Genomic DNA, 15,487 nt, shown 5'->3' on the forward strand with positions numbered 1-15,487 from the left:
TCTACAGCGCGTGCGCGAACTCGGCGATGGCATCGGCCGCCTGCGGGATCAGCTCGGGCTGGCCCGCCAGGTAGTGGTTGCCGCCGACGATGTCGACATTGCGGATGCGCGCACCGCCCGCGGCCATCCACGCATCGCGCGTGCTGGGAAAGGTCGACTGGTCGCCGGTGTAGGTCAGCAGCAGCTTCGGCACCGTGGTGCGCGCGAGGTTGGTGGGCCCATCGGCCTGCGAGCGCGACGACCACTGCGAGAGGAAGGCGGTGAGCGAGGTGGTGCGGCCCATCGCGTTGGCCGAGTAGTTCACTTGCCGCGCGTCGCCCCAGACGCTGCCGGGCAGGCGCGCGTTCGCATCGAGCGACAGGTCGACGCAGCGCGGGTCGGCGTGCGTGCGGTAGACGACGAAGGTCTGGTCGCGCGGCGCGCCGGGTGTGCCGCGCAGCAGCGCGAGGCGCTCGAGGCACCACTGCTCGATGCGGTCCATCCGCGCCTTCTGCGCCGCGCTGAAGCGCGCGAGAAAGTCGGTCTCGTAGGGCACGCGGTGGCGCGGGTCGTACATGTCGAGCGCGGGGTCGACCGAGAGCGGGTCGTGCTCGTCGGTGACCGAGGGGTCGATCCAGTCGCGCATGAGCCGCGTGCGGCCCAGGTGCGCGGCGCACAGCGCGAGGCCGTCCACGGGGGGCAGGTCGCTGGCGTGCAGGTGGGTCGGGTCGCCGTCGGGCAGGTGCGTGGCCGTGAGCTGCTCGGCCTGCGCCTGGTAGAAGGCCGAGAGCGCCGCGCCGCCCGAGTTGCCGACCAGGAACACCTTCTCGTAGCCGGCCGCGCGCAGGTACTGCACGCCGGCGCCCAGGTCTTGAATCGCGCGCTCCATCAGCAGCACCGTGTCGTTGCCGACGAAGCGCGAGTTCAGGCCCATGCAGCAGATGCCGCGCTCGGCCAGCGGGCCGATGAGGTAGTGGCCCATGAAGTTGCTGGTCGGGTGCATCACGATGGCCGCGATCTTCTTCGGCCCCGGCGGCGCGCGGAAGGCGCCGTAGATGCGCGGGCGCAGCAGCTGCAGGCCCGACTGGCTGTCCATGGCCGCGCCGGGCTTCACGTCGATGACGGCGAGTTGCAGTTCAGACATGCGACGCGCCTTTCGCTGCGCGAAGCGCCGCCTTGCGCGCGGTCCACGCGTCGAGGTCGGCATGGGCATGGCGCGCGTGCGCGTCCATCTCGGCCTGCGGCACGGTCGGCGTGGTGAGTTCCACGCGGATGCCGTTGGGGTCGAAGAAGTAGATCGACTCGATGATGTGGTGGTCGGTCACGCCCAGCACCTCGATGCCCGCGCCTTCGAGCCGCGCCTTGGCGGCCAGCAGGTCGGCCACCGAGTCGACGCGCAGCGCGATGTGGTTCACCCACGAAGGCGTGTTGGGCGAGGGCAGCGCGGCGGTGTCGTCGCCCAGGTCGAAGAAGGCGATGTACGCGCCGTCGCGCATCTGGAAAAAGATGTGCACGTAGGGGCAGTACTCGCCCGTGCTCGGCACGTGGTCGTTCTGGATGACGTGGGCCAGCGGCAGGCCCAGCAGGTCTTCGTAGAAGTGGCGGGTTTCCTCGCTGTCGCGGCAGCGCCAGGCGAAATGGTGCAGCCCGCGAATGGGTGGGGGCGCCGTGGGGGTGGCGGTCGTCGGCATGTCGTGTCTCCGTTGAGGCCGCGATTGGGCAATGCCGCGTCTTATGATGCAATCGAAATTAATTCATCGATTGATGAAATAACCATATATATGAACCTCACCCTGCGCCAGCTGCGCGCCTTCGCCGCCGTGGCCGAAACCGGCAGCTTCACCACCGCCGCCGGGCAGCTGCACCTCACGCAGTCGGCGCTCAGCGTGCTGGTGCGCGAGCTCGAGCGCGAGATGGGCGTGCAGCTGCTCGACCGCAACACGCGCCGCGTGCAGCTGTCGGAGGCGGGGCGCGAGTTCCTGCCGTCGGTGCACCGGCTGCTCGGCGACCTCACGAGCGCGGTCGCGGGCGTGACCGATTTGCGTGACAAGAAGAAAGGGCTGTTGCGGCTCGCAGCGCCGCAGCTTATGGCCTGCACGCTGATGCCGCGCGTGATCGCCGCCTACCGCGAGGCGTACCCCGACGTGGACGTGCGGCTGGCCGACACGCTGCCCGAGCACCTGCTGCTGGGCGTGGCGGCCGGCGACGTCGAGCTGGCCGTGGGCCAGGACGTGGCGGTGGACGCCGCCGCCATCGAGCGCCGCACGCTGTTCCGCGACCGTCACTGGCTGATCTGCCCGCCCGGCCACGCCTTTGCCAAGCGCCGCAAGGTGCGCTGGCACGAGCTGGGGCCCTACACCTTCATCGCGCCCACGCGCGACTTCCGCCAGCGCGTGCTGCCCGAGCTGGGGGCCGAGGAGCGCGCCTTCCTGATGCGGCCGGGCACGCAGGAGGTGTCGTACATGACCACCGCGCTGGGCATGGTGGCCTCGGGGCTGGGGCTGACCGTGTGCCCGACCTACTCGGCGTCGCTGGTGCGCGCGCACGGGCTGCAGATGGTGCGGCTCGAGTCGCCCGACTTCCACCGCGAGGTCTGCGTGTACAGCGCGGCGCGGCGCTCGCTGTCGCCCGCGGCGGCGAGCTTCGTCGGCATCCTGGCGCAGTTCGCGACCGCGCAGCCGAAGGGCTGAAAAAGCATCACTGCCCCGCAAGAGACGCGCAGGGGCGCCAGAGGGCGAAAACTACAATGCGGGCAGTCCCGTCTTTCACCATCCTCAGACCCATGAACGTCATTCGATTCACCGACCTCTGTGCGCAAGGCAAGGCCGCCGGCCAGCGCGTCTTCATCCGTGCCGACCTCAACGTGCCGCAGGACGATGCCGGCCGCATCACCGAAGACACGCGCATCCGCGCGTCGGTGCCCTGCATCCAGCTGGCGCTCGACGCCGGCGCGGCCGTGATGGTCACCTCGCACCTGGGCCGCCCGACCGAGGGCGAGTTCAAGCCCGAAGACTCGCTGGCCCCTGTCGCCCAGCGCCTGGGCGAGCTGCTCGGCCGTGAAGTGCCGCTGGTGGCCAATTGGGTCGACGGCGTCGACGTCAAGCCCGGCCAGGTCGTGCTGCTGGAGAACTGCCGCGTCAACAAGGGCGAGAAGAAGAACGACGAAGCGCTGGCCCGCAAGCTGGCCGCGCTCACCGACATCTACGTGAACGATGCTTTCGGCACCGCCCACCGCGCCGAAGCCACCACCTACGGCATCGCCCAGTTCGCCAAGGTGGCCGCGGCCGGCCCGCTGCTGGCGGCCGAGATCGACGCCATCACCAAGGCGCTGGCCCAGCCCAAGCGCCCGCTGGTCGCCATCGTGGCGGGCTCGAAGGTCAGCACCAAGCTCACCATCCTCAAGAGCCTGTCGGCCAACGTCGACCAGCTGATCGTCGGCGGCGGCATCGCCAACACCTTCATGCTGGCCGCGGGCCTGTCGATCGGCAAGTCGCTGGCCGAGCCCGACCTGCTCGACCAGGCCAAGGCCGTGATCGACGCCATGCGCGCGCGCGGCGCCGACGTGCCGATCCCGGTGGACGTGGTCACGGCCAAGACCTTCGCGGCCGATGCGCCCGCCACCGTCAAGGCCGCCACCGACGTGGCCGAGGACGACCTGATCCTGGACATCGGCCCGAAGACGGCCGCCATCCTGGCCGCGCAGCTGCGCGAAGCCGGCACCATCGTCTGGAACGGCCCCGTGGGCGTGTTCGAGTTCGACGCCTTCGCGGGCGGCACGAAGGCCATCGCGCAAGCCATTGCCGAAAGCAGCGCCTTCTCGATCGCCGGCGGCGGCGACACCCTGGCGGCCATCGCCAAGTACGGCATCGAAAAGCAGGTCGGTTACATCTCGACCGGCGGCGGTGCCTTCCTCGAGGTGCTGGAGGGCAAGACCCTGCCGGCTTTCGAGATCCTGGCCAAGCGCGCGGCCGGCTGATTCCGGGGGCGGTCCGGCCACGGGAGGGAAATCCCCCGTGGCGACTGACTTCCGTTCGACACACAAAGTGTATACAGTAGCGAATACAAAACGGAGACCCCCTTCATGAGCTCGGACCGCATCCCCCGCCACGCCACCAAGATCGTCGCCACCCTCGGCCCCGCCTCCAGCACGCCGGAATTGCTGGAACAGATGATCCTGGCCAAGGTCAGCGTGGTGCGGCTGAACTTCAGCCACGGCACGGCGCAGGACCACATCGACCGCGCCACCATGGTGCGTGAGGCGGCCCGCAAGGCTGGCCGCGAAGTGGCCATCATGGCCGACCTGCAGGGCCCGAAGATCCGCGTCGGCAAGTTCGCGCAGGGCAAGATCTGGCTGGAGCCGGGCGCCAAGTTCGTGCTCGACGCCTCGCGCACCGAGCTGGGCGACGTCGACGCCGTCGGCCTCGACTACAAGGACCTGCCGCGCGACGTGAAGCCCGGCGACAAGCTGCTGCTGAACGACGGCCTGATCGTGCTGACGGTCGACGGCGTCAAGGGCGAAGCGGTGCACACCACCGTCAAGCTGGGCGGCGAGCTGTCGAACAACAAGGGCATCAACAAGCAGGGCGGCGGCCTCACGGCGCCCGCGCTGACGGCCAAGGACATGGAAGACATCAAGACCGCGATGAGCTTCCAGGCCGACTACGTGGCCGTGAGTTTCCCCAAGAACGCCACCGACATGGAAATGGCGCGCCAGCTGTGCAACGTGGCGGCCGCCGAGTACGGCCACAAGCCCGGCATGATCGCCAAGATCGAGCGCGCCGAGGCCATTCCGAAGCTGGAAGAAATCCTGCGTGCCAGCGACGGCATCATGGTCGCCCGCGGCGACCTGGCCGTGGAAGTCGGCAACGCCGCCGTGCCGGCGCTGCAGAAAAAGATGATCCGCATGGCGCGCGACATGGACAAGGTGGTCATCACCGCGACCCAGATGATGGAGTCGATGATCACCAACCCCGTGCCCACCCGCGCCGAGGTGAGCGACGTGGCCAACGCCGTGCTGGACGGCACCGACGCCGTGATGCTCTCGGCCGAAACCGCCTCGGGCCGCTACCCGCTCGAGACCGTCCAGGAAATGAGCCGCATCTGCGAAGCCGCCGAGGCCGCCGAAGACAAGACGCTCGATGCCGACTTCAGCGGCAAGACCTACAGCCGCATCGACCAGTCGATCGCCATGGGCGCGCTGTTCACGGCGCACCACCTGGGCGCCAAGGCCATCGTGGCGCTGACCGAGTCGGGCTCCACCATCCTGTGGATGAGCCGCCACCGCGCGCACATTCCCATGTACGCGCTGACCTCGCGCCTGTCCACGCAGCGCAAGCTGGCGCTGTACCGCAACGTGCGCCCGCTGCTGATGGACTCGCAGACCGATCGCGACACCGCGCTCGAACAGGCGGAAGCCCATCTGAAGAAGCGCGGCATCGTGCAAAGCGGTGACGTGTACGCGATCACTTGCGGCGAGCCGATGGGTGCGCCGGGCGGCACCAACATGCTGAAGATCTGCAGAGCGCGCTGAGCCAGTCCGTTCGCCATAAGACAAAGGCCGGCATATGCCGGCCTTTGTCGTTGGGCGGTCAGCCCGCTCAGCCGTTGCGGAACAGGAAGCTGTAGGCGTTGAGCGCCGGCACGCCACCCAGGTGCGCGTAGAGCACCTTCGAGCCCGCCGGGAATTCGCCCAGCCGCACCTTCTCGATCATCCCGTGCATCGACTTGCCCTCGTACACCGGGTCGGTCAGCATGCCCTCGAAGCGCGCGCTCAGGCGGATCGCCTCCAGCGTGCCCTCGTTCGGCAGCCCGTACTCGGGTCCGCCGAAGCGGCGGTCGAGCACCACGTCCTTCTCGGTGATGTCGCGGCCCAGCTCGACCAGCTCGGCTGTGTTCCTGGCGATGCGCAGGATCTGCTCGTAGGTCTGCTGCGGCTTGGCCGACGCGTCGATGCCGATCACGCGGTCGGCGCGCCCGTCGGCCGCGAAGCCCACCACCATGCCGGCCTGCGTGCTGCCCGTGACCGAGCAGACCACGATGTAGTCGAACTTGAACCCGAGTTCGGCCTCCTGCTGGCGCACTTCCTCGGCAAAGCCCACGAAGCCCAGGCCGCCGCGCGGGTGCTCCGAGCAGCCCGCCGGGATCGGGAAGGGCTTGCCGCCGGCCGCGCGCACGTCGGCCATCGCCTGCTCCCAGCTCTGGCGGATGCCGATGTCGAAGCCCGCTGCGTCCAGCCGCACGTCGGCGCCGAGGATGCGCGACATCTCGATGTTGCCGACCCGGTCGTACACCGCGTCGGAGTAGTTGACCCAGTTCTCCTGCACCAGCACGCACTTCAGGCCCAGGTGCGCGGCCACGGCCGCCACCTGGCGCGTCTGGTTCGACTGGATGCCGCCGATCGACACCAGCGTGTCGTAGCCGCCTTCGAGCGCCTCGGGAATCAGGTACTCCAGCTTGCGCGTCTTGTTGCCGCCGAAGGCCAGGCCGCTGTTGCAGTCCTCGCGCTTGGCGTAGAGATCGACCTTGCCGCCCAGGTGGGCGCTCAGGCGCTTCAGCGGCTGGATCGGCGTGGGGCCGAAGGTCAGGGCGTGGCGGGGGAATTTCTTCAGGTTCATCGACGCAGCTCCAAAAGCGGTGAGGGGGTGAAGCTGTCGATCGTAGGAAGAAGGGTTTGCAATGTGCTTGCGAAGTTCTCTGGATTTGGCGTTCAAAAGAAGGCAGGATCGCCGAGAAGAAAGCTTTTCATCCGAAAAGGAAGCCATGAGCACAACAAAGTTGCGCGCCCCGACCGAGCTCGATCGCACCGACCGCGCCATCCTGCGCGCCCTGCAGCGCGACGCCTCGGTGTCGAACGTGGCGCTGGCCGCCAAGGTGAACCTCAGCGCGCCGGCCTGCCTGCGCCGGGTCGAGCGGCTCAAGGCCGGCGGGCTCATCAAGGGCGTGGTCGCCCTGCTCGACCCCGACGCGCTCGAGGTCGGCATGCTCGTGATGATCGGCGTGGTGCTCGACCGCTCCACGCCCGACTCCTTTGCCGATTTCGAGAAGGCGGCGCAGAAGGTGTCGGGCTGCCTCGAATGCCACGTCGTCACGGGCGAATTCGACTACTTCATGCTCGTGCGCACCCGCGACAACGACAGCTTCAACCGCCTGCATGCCGAGCAGCTGCTGTACCTGCCGGGCGTGCGGCAGATCCGAACCTTCGTGGTGCTCAAGCAGGTGCTGTCGACCACGCAGTTGCCGATCTGAAAAAGTTGAAAAAGAGCTGCGCGCCAGTACCCGTGGCGCCCGGGGTGGCGTCGGCCCTGTCCCACAAGGGGGCTCGGTAGAATCGGGGTAGTTTTCTCCCGACTTTCCGCCTTCTCTTTTTTCCCGTCTTTTTCTATTCCCACGAGGTATTTCCCATGGCACTCGTCTCGATGCGCGAACTGCTGGACCACGCCGCCGCCAACGGCTACGGCATTCCGGCCTTCAACGTCAACAACCTCGAACAGGTCCAGGCCGTCATGGAGGCCGCCAAGGAAACCGGCGCGCCCGTCATCCTGCAGGCCAGCGCCGGCGCCCGCAAGTACGCGGGTGAAGCCTTCATCAAGCACCTGATCCAGGCCGCCATCGAGCAGTACCCGAACATCCCGCTGGTGATGCACCAGGACCACGGCCAGAGCCCGGCCATCTGCCAAGGCGCGATCGACCTGGGCTTCTCGTCCGTGATGATGGACGGCTCGCTGCACGAAGACGGCAAGACGCCCGCCTCGTTCGACTACAACGTCGACGTGACCCGCAAGGTGGTCGAGCTGGCCCACAAGGTCGGCGTCACGGTCGAAGGCGAGCTGGGCTGCCTGGGCTCGCTCGAAACCGGCCTGGCCGGTGAAGAAGACGGCATCGGCGCCGAAGGCGTGCTCGACCACGCCTCGCTGCTCACCGATCCCGAAGAAGCCGCCCAGTTCGTGAAGGCCACGCAACTGGACGCGCTGGCCATCGCCATCGGCACCAGCCACGGCGCCTACAAGTTCACGCGCAAGCCCACGGGCGACATCCTGTCGATCCAGCGCGTGAAGGAAATCCACGCCCGCCTGCCCAACACCCACCTGGTGATGCACGGCTCGTCGTCGGTGCCCCAAGACCTGCTGGAAATCATCCGTAAATACGGCGGCAACATGAAGGAAACCTACGGCGTGCCCGTCGAGGAAATCCAGGAAGCCATCAAGTACGGCGTGCGCAAGATCAACATCGACACCGACATCCGCCTGGCGATGACCGGCGCGGTGCGCAAGTTCCTGGCAGAGAACCCCGAGAAGTTCGACGCCCGCGAGTGGCTCAAGCCCGCGCGCGAAGCCGCCAAGCAGATCTGCAAGCAGCGCTACATCGAGTTCGGCTGCGAAGGCCAGGGCGCCAAGATCAAGGGCGACACGCTGCAGGTCGTCGCTGCCAAGTACGCCAAGGGCGACCTGGCGCAGCAAGTCATCTAACGAAGACAGACTGCGCGCCGCAGGCCACCGCTCGCGGTGGCTTTTTTCTGCGCGCACAATCCGCTTTTCCCGTCACCGTTTCCCAGCCGAGCATCCGTCCATGACCACCGTTCACACCTCTTCCATCCAGAGCCTGCCCCTGCTTGCGCGCGGCAAGGTGCGCGACAACTACGCCGTCGGCGAAGACCGCATCCTGATGGTCGCGAGCGACCGGCTCAGCGCCTTCGACGTGATCATGGGCGAGCCCATCCCCGGCAAGGGCGAGATCCTCACGAAGATGGCGCTGTGGTGGTTCGACCGCCTGGGCGCGCTGTGCCCCAACCACCTGACGGGCGAAGCGCCCGAGAGCGTGGTGCAACCCGACGAGGTGGCGCAGGTCACGGGCCGCTCGATGCTGGTCAAGCGCCTGCGCCCGATCCCGGTCGAGGCCGTGGTGCGCGGCTACCTGGCCGGCAGCGGCTGGAAGGAATACCAGGACAACCGCGCCGTCTGCGGCGTGCCGTTGCCCGAGGGCCTGACCAACGCGAGCAAGCTGCCGCGCCCGATCTTCACGCCCGCCGCCAAGGCCGCGGCCGGCGAGCACGACGAGAACATCAGCTACGAGCGCGTGGTCGAGGTCGTCGGCCCCAAGCTGGCGCAGCAGATCCGCGAGGTCAGCATCGCCATCTACGAGGCGGCGGCCCAGATCGCGCTCGCCAAGGGGATGATCATTGCCGACACCAAGTTCGAGTTCGGCCTGGACGAGAACGACACGCTGGTGCTGATGGACGAGGTGCTCACGCCCGACAGCTCGCGCTACTGGCCGGTCGAAGGCTACGAGGCCGCGCTGGCCGCCGGCACCAACCCGCCGAGCTACGACAAGCAGTTCGTGCGCGACTGGCTCGAAGCCACCAAGATCAACGGCAAGCCCTGGGACAAGACCCCCCCGGCGCCGCGCCTGCCGGCCGAAGTCATCGAGAAGACGGCCGCCAAGTACCGTGAGGCGCTGGACCGCCTCACCCACGGCTGATCTGTTTTTTCGTCTTTAACGCGTCGTGCCGCTGCTGAGCAGCGCCACGGTGCGGCCGCTGCCATCGAGCAGCGCGAGCCGCCCCGGCGCCAGCCGGTAGCTGGCCGTGTTCTGCAGCGCCGACAGGAACTGCGCCTCGTTGGCGCCGCGCACCGGGTCGGCGCAGGCCATGCGCGTCGCGGCCATCTGGCCGAGCTTGAGCGACACGCCGGCGCGCGTGAACGACCCCGTGACGCGGTTGCAGCCGCCCGACCCACTGACCCGTCCGCTGTTGCGATCGAATTGCAGCTGGGCATCGCCGCCGGGCGCGATGGGCTCGTCGCCCAGCTGCACCAGGCGCCACACCGGCCCTTCGATCGGCTCGTCGAGGCTGATGCCGCTGCCGCAACCGGTCAGGGCGGTCAGCAGCAGCGCGGCCGAGGCAATGGCGGGGAGCGCGGTACGGCGGGCGAAGGAACGCATGGCCAATTTTCCTTTTCAATCTGCAACAAGTTAAAACCGGCGCCATCGTATGCGACGCCGTGGCCGGTGCGAAGACAGGCCCGATGGCGCATCCGGGCTTCTTCAGGTCGCCAGGGCCGCCAGGGCCACACCACCCGCGAGGCGCGCTTCGACGCAGCGGCGCACGCTGGCCGGCGTGCCGTCCTGCGCCAGCAGCGCGGGCCACTCGGCCTGGGCCTGGCGCACCGTGTCGCGCGCGATGGCCATCAAGCGCGCCGGCCGCAGCAGCCCGGCCGCGCGCAGCAGCGCCTCCAGCGCCGCCCCGTCGAAGGCGCGCAGCGTGGCGTCGATGGCGCGGTTGACGCCGTAGTCGCGCGCCGGCACGTCCTCGAAGAAGGCAGCCACGCAGACCGGGTCGTACAGCGGCGCGAGCACCGGCGCCACGCCGTCGGGGTAGCGCAGCGCCCAGTTCTTCAGGTGCGCGTCGCTGTTGCCCAGCAGGATGAAGGCCACGAGGCGGCGCACGCACTCGCGCACGTCGGCCACCGGGTTCGGCGACAGGCGGTCGAGCACGCGCAGCATGGCGGGCCAGTCGGTGGCCAGCCCCCGGCCGTACTTCTGGCGCGGCTCGTACTGCAGCACCTGCGCGAACTCTTCCATGTGGATGCGCCCGCCCTCGGGCGTGCGGTCGAAGCGGCGCACCGCCAGGATCTGCGCGAAGGGCACCTGCTCGGGCAGGTCGGCGTCGGCGCGGTCGATCACATGGGCCTGCGCGCAGTCGAGGCCGAGCGCGCCGCACAGGCGGTAGCCGGTGTATTCGTTGGCGACCAGGTCGGGGTGGCGCGTGCTCGGCAGCTTGAGGATGAACGAGCCCGCCGCGCCGTGGCGCTTGACCACGTAGCGTCGCCCGTCCTGCACCGCCGAGAACTTGGTCACCACGCCGGGGATGGCGGCGGCGTCTTCCACGGGCATCTCGACGAAGCCGGGTTCGAGCACGTCGAGCCCCAGCGCCGTGTGCCAGTGGCGCACCGTGTCGGGAATGCCCTCGGACGTGGGCACGGGCTCGACCTCGAGCGCGCCCATCAGGTCGTGGCCGGCGGCGGCCAGCAGCTCGAACTCGTCGTCGGCCGCGCAGCCGCGCTGCTGCGCCAGGCGCTCGCGGTTGTGGCCCTCGGGCAGCAGGTTCTGGAAGTAGCTGGGCCAGCGGCCATCGCTGCGCGAGACGCGGGCGTCGCGCGCCGAGGCGAGGATGGCGCGCGTGGCCGCCTCGTCCGCGCCGCGGTAGGCCAGTGAGAGCGTGGGGCGGCCCGGGTCGGCGATGTAGGCCTCGTCGAACGACACGCGCAGGATGTCGCCGTACTGCGAGAGATAACCGATGGCGCGCCGCCCGCCATCGGGCAGGTGCAGGTGCATCCGCAGGTAGCGGATGCCCGTGTTGAAGGCGGCGCGCGTGCTCACCGCCTCACCGGTTCTCGTCGGCCAGGCTCTGCGCGATGGACGGCGGCGCGCCCACGCCCGCCGGCTGGCCGAGCAGGCGCCCGCCCGAGCGCACGAAGTCTTCGAGTTGCGGGCGCAGGCTGGCGGGCACGGGCATCAGCTCGAGCCCCAGCACGCGCGCCATTTCGAGCAGCGTCGACAGGCGCGGATCGATCTGCCCGCTTTCGATGCGCTGCACCGTCATGCGCGACAGCCCGGCGCGCGTGGCCAGCGCCTCCTGGCTCAGGCCGCCGGCCTTGCGGGCTTTTTCGAGTTCTTCGGTCAGTTGGAGCATTGCAATGCGCTTTTATCGGAAATTGAGTAGCAATGCTATCTATATGGAGCGGTGGCGGCAATAAAAAAGCGACCCACAGGTCGCTTTCTTGTTCAATTGCGCACCGAAAGGCGCAATGCGTCGTTCAGCCGTTCAGCTCAACACCACGCTGCTGAGGCGGCGGCGGTAGGTGGCGACGACCGGATCGTCCGGCGGAATCTGCCCGTCGGCGACCTTCACCTTCGGCGGCTCGATCACGTCGAGGATCGCGATGTAGGTCTTGCGCGCGAGGTCTTCGCTCCAGCTCTTGTCGCGCATCAGGATGTCGAGCAGCTCGTCCATCGCGTCGGTCCAGCGCTGGGCGGCCATCAGCAGGCGGGCGCGGTTGAAGCGGGCGTCGAAGTCGCGCTTGTTGACGGCAATCTTGTCGTCGAAGTCGCCCAGCGTCGGCGCCGAGCCTGTAACGGGTGCTGCGAAATCGATGGCGTCCATCCAGCGCTGCAGCGAATCGAAGCGGCGCACCAGCGTGGTCTTGGCGATCACCGGCGCAAAGGCGACCTTGGCGTCGTCGATACGGCCTTCCTGCAACAGCAGCTTGATGTAGTCGAAGCGCGCGTCGTCGTTGGCCGGGTCGGTGGCCACGGCGTGCTGCAGCTTCTCGAGCGCGCCCAGGGTGTCGCCCTCGGCCAGCGCTTCCTGCGCGGCGGCGCCTTCCGACGCCGCCTCGGCTTCGTCCGCGCCCGGCACGTGCTTGTCGAGGAACTCGCGGATCTTCTCGGCCGGAATGGCGCCCACGAAGCCGTCCACCGGCTGGCCGTCCTTGAACATCACGCAGAACGGGATGCTGCGCACGCCGAACATTTCGGACAGCTGCGAGGAAATCTGCGGCACCTTGTCGGCGTCCAGCTTGGCCAGCGTGAAGCGGCCGGCGTACTCGGTTTCGAGCTTTTCGAGCACCGGGCCGAGCTGTTTGCAGGGGCCGCACCATTCGGCCCAGATGTCCAGCAGCACCGGCGTGGCGACCGAGCCTTCGATCAGCTCGGCCTGGAAATTTTCGAGAGTGATGTCGATCATCGGGAACAGCTGGGGGTGAAACGTAAAATTGAAACCATGAACGAAACCATTCAGGTCGGTGTAGTGATGGGCTCGAACTCCGATTGGGAGACGATGCGCCACGCGGTCGAGATTCTCCAGCAATTCGGAATCAGCCACGAAGCGAAGGTGGTCTCGGCCCACCGGATGCCCGATGCGCTGTTCGCGTACGCCGAAAGCGCCGCCGGGCGCGGGCTCACCGCGATCATCGCGGGAGCGGGCGGCGCGGCCCACCTGCCGGGCATGCTGGCGTCGAAAACCACGGTGCCGGTGCTCGGCGTGCCGGTGGCCAGCCGCCACCTGCAGGGCGTCGATTCCCTCTACAGCATCGTGCAGATGCCCAAGGGCGTGCCCGTGGCCACCTTTGCCATCGGCACGGCCGGCGCGGCCAACGCGGCGCTGTTCGCGGTGGCCATGCTGGCGGTGAACAACCCGGCGCTGCGCGCCCAACTCGACGCTTTCCGCACGGCCCAGACCGCCGCAGCGGAGGCCATGGTGCTGCCGCCGCCCGAAGCGGGCGCGGCGGTGTCGCCCTTCTCGCCGCAAGGCGGGGGTGCGCTGTGAGCACCGGCCATTCGGGTGACCTGCCCATCCTCCCGGGCGCCACGCTCGGCGTGCTCGGCGGCGGCCAGCTCGGGCGCATGTTCGCGCACGCGGCCCAGCGCATGGGCTACTTCACCGCGGTGCTCGACCCCGATGCCGACAGCCCCGCCGGCCGCGTGAGCCATCACCACATCCACACCGACTACGCCGACGTCGACGGCCTGGCCCGCCTGGCCGGCCTGGCCGACGCGGTGACCACCGAGTTCGAGAACGTGCCCGCGCCCTCGCTGGAACACCTGGCGGTGGCGCGGCCGGTGTCGCCCGCCGCCTCGGCCATCGCCATCGCGCAGGACCGCATCGCCGAGAAGGCGCACTTCACGCGCTGCGGCGTGCCCTGCGCGCCCTATGCCGTCATCGAGACCGCGGAGCAACTGGCCGCCGTCGACGACCAGCTGCTGCCCGGCATCCTCAAGACCGCCCGCCTGGGCTACGACGGCAAGGGCCAGCAGCGCGTGAAGACGCGCGCCGAGCTGGTCGAGGCCTGGCAGGCCGCCGGCTGCGTGCCCTGCGTGCTCGAAAAGATGCTGGCGCTCGAGTTCGAGTGCTCGGTGATCCTGGCGCGCGGCCGCGACGGCCAGATCGTGCATTTCCCGCCGCAGCGCAACCTGCACCGCGACGGCATCCTCGCCGTGACCGAGGTGCACCCGCAGAACATGCCCAAGACCGTGGCGCAGGGCGCGGTCAATTCCGCCAAGAGCATCGCCAGCGGCCTGGATTACGTGGGCGTGCTGTGCGTTGAGTTCTTCGCGCTGGCCGACGGCTCGCTGGTGGTGAACGAAATGGCACCGCGCCCGCACAACAGCGGCCACTACACGATGGAAGCCTGCGACGTGTCGCAGTTCGAGCTGCAGGTGCGCACCCTCGCCGGCCTGCCGCTGACCGCGCCGCGCCAGCACAGCCCCGCCGTCATGCTCAACCTGCTGGGCGACCTGTGGTTTCCGGACGGCGCGGCCGACGGCAAGCCGGTGTCGCCGCGCTGGAGCGAAGTGCTTGCCGTGCCCGGCGTGCATCTGCACCTGTACGGCAAGATGGCACCGCGCCGCGGCCGCAAGATGGGCCACCTGACCCTCACCGGCGCCACGCTCGAGAGCGTGCGCGCCAATGCCTCGCAGGCCGCGCTGCTGCTGGGCCTGCCGGCGCTCGCATGATCCTCGACGGCCACGCTCCCGACGCCATCGCCGAGGCCGCGCGCGTGCTGCGCGCGGGCGGGCTGGTCGCCTTCCCGACCGAGACCGTCTACGGCCTGGGCGCCGACGCCAGCAGCGACACCGCCGTCGCCGGCATCTTCGCGGCCAAGGGCCGGCCGGCCGACCATCCGCTGATCGTCCACGTGGCGGCGGGCGCCAAAGGCGCGCAGGCGCTGTCGCGCTTCGCCCAGCCGCTGCCGCCCTTTGCGCAGAAGCTCGTGCAGGCCTTCTGGCCCGGCCCGCTCACGCTGATCGTCACACGCCAGCCCGGCGTGGGCACGGCGGCGGCCGGCGGGCAGGACACCATCGGCCTGCGCTGCCCCGCGCACCCGGTGGCGCAGGCGCTGCTCGAAGCCTGCGCCGAGCAGGGCGTGCCCGGCCTGGCGGGGCCCAGCGCCAACCGCTTCGGCCGCGTCAGCCCGACCACGGCGCAGCACGTGCACGACGAGTTCGGCGACGCGCTGCTGGTGATCGACGGCGGTGCCTGCGAGGTGGGCATCGAATCGACCATCGTCGACTGCAGCCGGGGCGCGCCCGTGCTGCTGCGCCCGGGCCTCATCACGCGCGACCAGATCGAAGCCGCCGTCGGCGAGCCGCTGCGCGACCGCGAGGTGCTCGACACGCCCGACCCGCGCGCCTCGGGCACGCTGGAGGCGCACTACGCGCCCGATGCCAAGGTGCGGCTCATGGACGCCAAGGCGATCCAGACCGGCCTCGACGTGCTCGGCGCCAACGCCGCGCACATCGCCGTGTGGACGCGCAGCAACGTGCGCAGCCGCTCGCAGCGCGTGCTGCTGCGGCGCATGCCCGATGACGCCGCCGCCACCGCGCAGCAGCTGTTCGCGGTGCTGCGCGAGTTCGACGCGCAGGGCGTGAAGCTGATCTGGGTCGAGACGCCGCCCGACACGCCCGAGTGGGAAGGTGTGAAAGACCGCTTGCAGCGCGCTGCAGCGGCCTGATC

At 69.2% G+C, this 15,487-nt stretch carries 16 protein-coding genes; 9 read left to right on the forward strand and 7 right to left on the reverse strand.

Annotated features, from left to right (window positions below):
* Position 1 precedes the first annotated feature (1 nt).
* The gene (locus AC3WQM_RS24040; protein ID WP_492682249.1) at positions 2-1,123 is read right to left on the reverse strand and encodes an alpha/beta hydrolase family protein; all 1,122 of its coding nucleotides are present in this window, start codon (positions 1,121-1,123) and stop codon (positions 2-4) included.
* Positions 1,116-1,670, reverse strand: coding sequence for a VOC family protein (locus AC3WQM_RS24045; RefSeq protein WP_492682251.1), 555 nt, complete (start codon positions 1,668-1,670; stop codon positions 1,116-1,118). The genes AC3WQM_RS24040 and AC3WQM_RS24045 overlap by 8 nt, the downstream gene beginning before the upstream one ends.
* Positions 1,671-1,760: 90 nt before the next feature.
* Between AC3WQM_RS24045 and AC3WQM_RS24050 the strand changes: the two genes are divergently transcribed.
* From AC3WQM_RS24050 to pyk, 3 genes are all read left to right on the forward strand, one after another.
* The gene (locus AC3WQM_RS24050) at positions 1,761-2,669 is read left to right on the forward strand and encodes a LysR family transcriptional regulator (RefSeq protein WP_492682253.1); all 909 of its coding nucleotides are present in this window, start codon (positions 1,761-1,763) and stop codon (positions 2,667-2,669) included.
* 92 nt (positions 2,670-2,761) lie between these two features.
* Positions 2,762-3,955 carry a phosphoglycerate kinase gene (locus AC3WQM_RS24055; RefSeq protein ID WP_139700730.1) on the forward strand — a complete coding sequence of 398 codons (1,194 nt, stop codon included), beginning with the start codon at positions 2,762-2,764 and terminating at the stop codon, positions 3,953-3,955.
* Positions 3,956-4,060: 105 nt separating this feature from the next.
* On the forward strand, positions 4,061-5,509 hold the full coding sequence (gene pyk, locus AC3WQM_RS24060; protein ID WP_487847605.1) for a pyruvate kinase: 1,449 nt from the start codon (positions 4,061-4,063) through the stop codon (positions 5,507-5,509).
* Between the two features lie 67 nt (positions 5,510-5,576).
* Here pyk and AC3WQM_RS24065 read toward each other — a convergent pair whose 3' ends face one another.
* Positions 5,577-6,593: a 1-aminocyclopropane-1-carboxylate deaminase gene (locus AC3WQM_RS24065; RefSeq protein WP_095747251.1), complete on the reverse strand. Its 1,017-nt coding sequence runs from the start codon at positions 6,591-6,593 to the stop codon at positions 5,577-5,579.
* A 145-nt stretch (positions 6,594-6,738) separates the two neighbouring features.
* Here AC3WQM_RS24065 and AC3WQM_RS24070 point away from each other — a divergent pair, with 145 nt between their 5' ends.
* From AC3WQM_RS24070 to AC3WQM_RS24080, 3 genes are all read left to right on the forward strand, one after another.
* Positions 6,739-7,224 carry an Lrp/AsnC family transcriptional regulator gene (locus AC3WQM_RS24070; RefSeq protein WP_099793957.1) on the forward strand — a complete coding sequence of 162 codons (486 nt, stop codon included), beginning with the start codon at positions 6,739-6,741 and terminating at the stop codon, positions 7,222-7,224.
* 155 nt (positions 7,225-7,379) lie between these two features.
* Positions 7,380-8,444, forward strand: a complete 1,065-nt coding sequence (gene fba / locus AC3WQM_RS24075; RefSeq protein ID WP_099793953.1) for a class II fructose-bisphosphate aldolase — start codon at positions 7,380-7,382, stop codon at positions 8,442-8,444.
* 100 nt (positions 8,445-8,544) lie between these two features.
* On the forward strand, positions 8,545-9,453 hold the full coding sequence (locus AC3WQM_RS24080) for a phosphoribosylaminoimidazolesuccinocarboxamide synthase (RefSeq protein WP_062478299.1): 909 nt from the start codon (positions 8,545-8,547) through the stop codon (positions 9,451-9,453).
* Positions 9,454-9,468: 15 nt separating this feature from the next.
* Here AC3WQM_RS24080 and AC3WQM_RS24085 read toward each other — a convergent pair whose 3' ends face one another.
* The 4 genes from AC3WQM_RS24085 to AC3WQM_RS24100 all read right to left on the reverse strand — a co-directional run bounded on the left by AC3WQM_RS24085 (position 9,469) and on the right by AC3WQM_RS24100 (position 12,718).
* Positions 9,469-9,915, reverse strand: a complete 447-nt coding sequence (locus AC3WQM_RS24085; RefSeq protein ID WP_070063217.1) for an META domain-containing protein — start codon at positions 9,913-9,915, stop codon at positions 9,469-9,471.
* 102 nt (positions 9,916-10,017) lie between these two features.
* Positions 10,018-11,307 carry a type II toxin-antitoxin system HipA family toxin gene (locus AC3WQM_RS24090; protein ID WP_492682307.1) on the reverse strand — a complete coding sequence of 430 codons (1,290 nt, stop codon included), beginning with the start codon at positions 11,305-11,307 and terminating at the stop codon, positions 10,018-10,020.
* 49 nt (positions 11,308-11,356) lie between these two features.
* Complete coding sequence (locus AC3WQM_RS24095) at positions 11,357-11,665, reverse strand: helix-turn-helix domain-containing protein (protein ID WP_062481916.1); 309 nt, start codon at positions 11,663-11,665, stop codon at positions 11,357-11,359.
* Between the two features lie 132 nt (positions 11,666-11,797).
* Positions 11,798-12,718: a tetratricopeptide repeat protein gene (locus tag AC3WQM_RS24100; protein WP_489062810.1), complete on the reverse strand. Its 921-nt coding sequence runs from the start codon at positions 12,716-12,718 to the stop codon at positions 11,798-11,800.
* Positions 12,719-12,754: 36 nt separating this feature from the next.
* Between AC3WQM_RS24100 and purE the strand changes: the two genes are divergently transcribed.
* The 3 genes from purE to AC3WQM_RS24115 are packed head-to-tail and all read left to right on the forward strand — an operon-like array spanning position 12,755 to position 15,485.
* A complete protein-coding gene (gene purE, locus AC3WQM_RS24105) occupies positions 12,755-13,300 on the forward strand; it encodes a 5-(carboxyamino)imidazole ribonucleotide mutase (RefSeq protein WP_159274100.1) in 546 nt (181 codons plus the stop codon).
* Positions 13,297-14,487 (forward strand): 5-(carboxyamino)imidazole ribonucleotide synthase, encoded by a 1,191-nt coding sequence (locus AC3WQM_RS24110; protein WP_489062806.1) that lies wholly within the window; start codon positions 13,297-13,299, stop codon positions 14,485-14,487. The genes purE and AC3WQM_RS24110 overlap by 4 nt, the downstream gene beginning before the upstream one ends.
* Positions 14,484-15,485: an L-threonylcarbamoyladenylate synthase gene (locus AC3WQM_RS24115; protein ID WP_492682255.1), complete on the forward strand. Its 1,002-nt coding sequence runs from the start codon at positions 14,484-14,486 to the stop codon at positions 15,483-15,485. The genes AC3WQM_RS24110 and AC3WQM_RS24115 overlap by 4 nt, the downstream gene beginning before the upstream one ends.
* Positions 15,486-15,487 lie beyond the last annotated feature (2 nt).

Source organism: Variovorax sp. FW301-JW7 (genome assembly GCF_058788795.1).

Coding starts and splice junctions, on each gene's coding strand:
- AC3WQM_RS24070 (WP_099793957.1), top strand. CDS start 6,739: ATGAGCACAACAAAGTTGCGCGCCCCGACCGAGCTCGATCGCACCGAC.
- AC3WQM_RS24115 (WP_492682255.1), top strand. CDS start 14,484: ATGATCCTCGACGGCCACGCTCCCGACGCCATCGCCGAGGCCGCGCGC.
- AC3WQM_RS24095 (WP_062481916.1), bottom strand. CDS start 11,665: ATGCTCCAACTGACCGAAGAACTCGAAAAAGCCCGCAAGGCCGGCGGC.
- AC3WQM_RS24040 (WP_492682249.1), bottom strand. CDS start 1,123: ATGTCTGAACTGCAACTCGCCGTCATCGACGTGAAGCCCGGCGCGGCC.
- AC3WQM_RS24055 (WP_139700730.1), top strand. CDS start 2,762: ATGAACGTCATTCGATTCACCGACCTCTGTGCGCAAGGCAAGGCCGCC.
- AC3WQM_RS24100 (WP_489062810.1), bottom strand. CDS start 12,718: ATGATCGACATCACTCTCGAAAATTTCCAGGCCGAGCTGATCGAAGGC.
- AC3WQM_RS24080 (WP_062478299.1), top strand. CDS start 8,545: ATGACCACCGTTCACACCTCTTCCATCCAGAGCCTGCCCCTGCTTGCG.
- AC3WQM_RS24085 (WP_070063217.1), bottom strand. CDS start 9,915: ATGCGTTCCTTCGCCCGCCGTACCGCGCTCCCCGCCATTGCCTCGGCC.
- purE (WP_159274100.1), top strand. CDS start 12,755: ATGAACGAAACCATTCAGGTCGGTGTAGTGATGGGCTCGAACTCCGAT.
- AC3WQM_RS24065 (WP_095747251.1), bottom strand. CDS start 6,593: ATGAACCTGAAGAAATTCCCCCGCCACGCCCTGACCTTCGGCCCCACG.
- fba (WP_099793953.1), top strand. CDS start 7,380: ATGGCACTCGTCTCGATGCGCGAACTGCTGGACCACGCCGCCGCCAAC.
- AC3WQM_RS24090 (WP_492682307.1), bottom strand. CDS start 11,307: ATGCACCTGCACCTGCCCGATGGCGGGCGGCGCGCCATCGGTTATCTC.
- AC3WQM_RS24050 (WP_492682253.1), top strand. CDS start 1,761: ATGAACCTCACCCTGCGCCAGCTGCGCGCCTTCGCCGCCGTGGCCGAA.
- AC3WQM_RS24045 (WP_492682251.1), bottom strand. CDS start 1,670: ATGCCGACGACCGCCACCCCCACGGCGCCCCCACCCATTCGCGGGCTG.
- pyk (WP_487847605.1), top strand. CDS start 4,061: ATGAGCTCGGACCGCATCCCCCGCCACGCCACCAAGATCGTCGCCACC.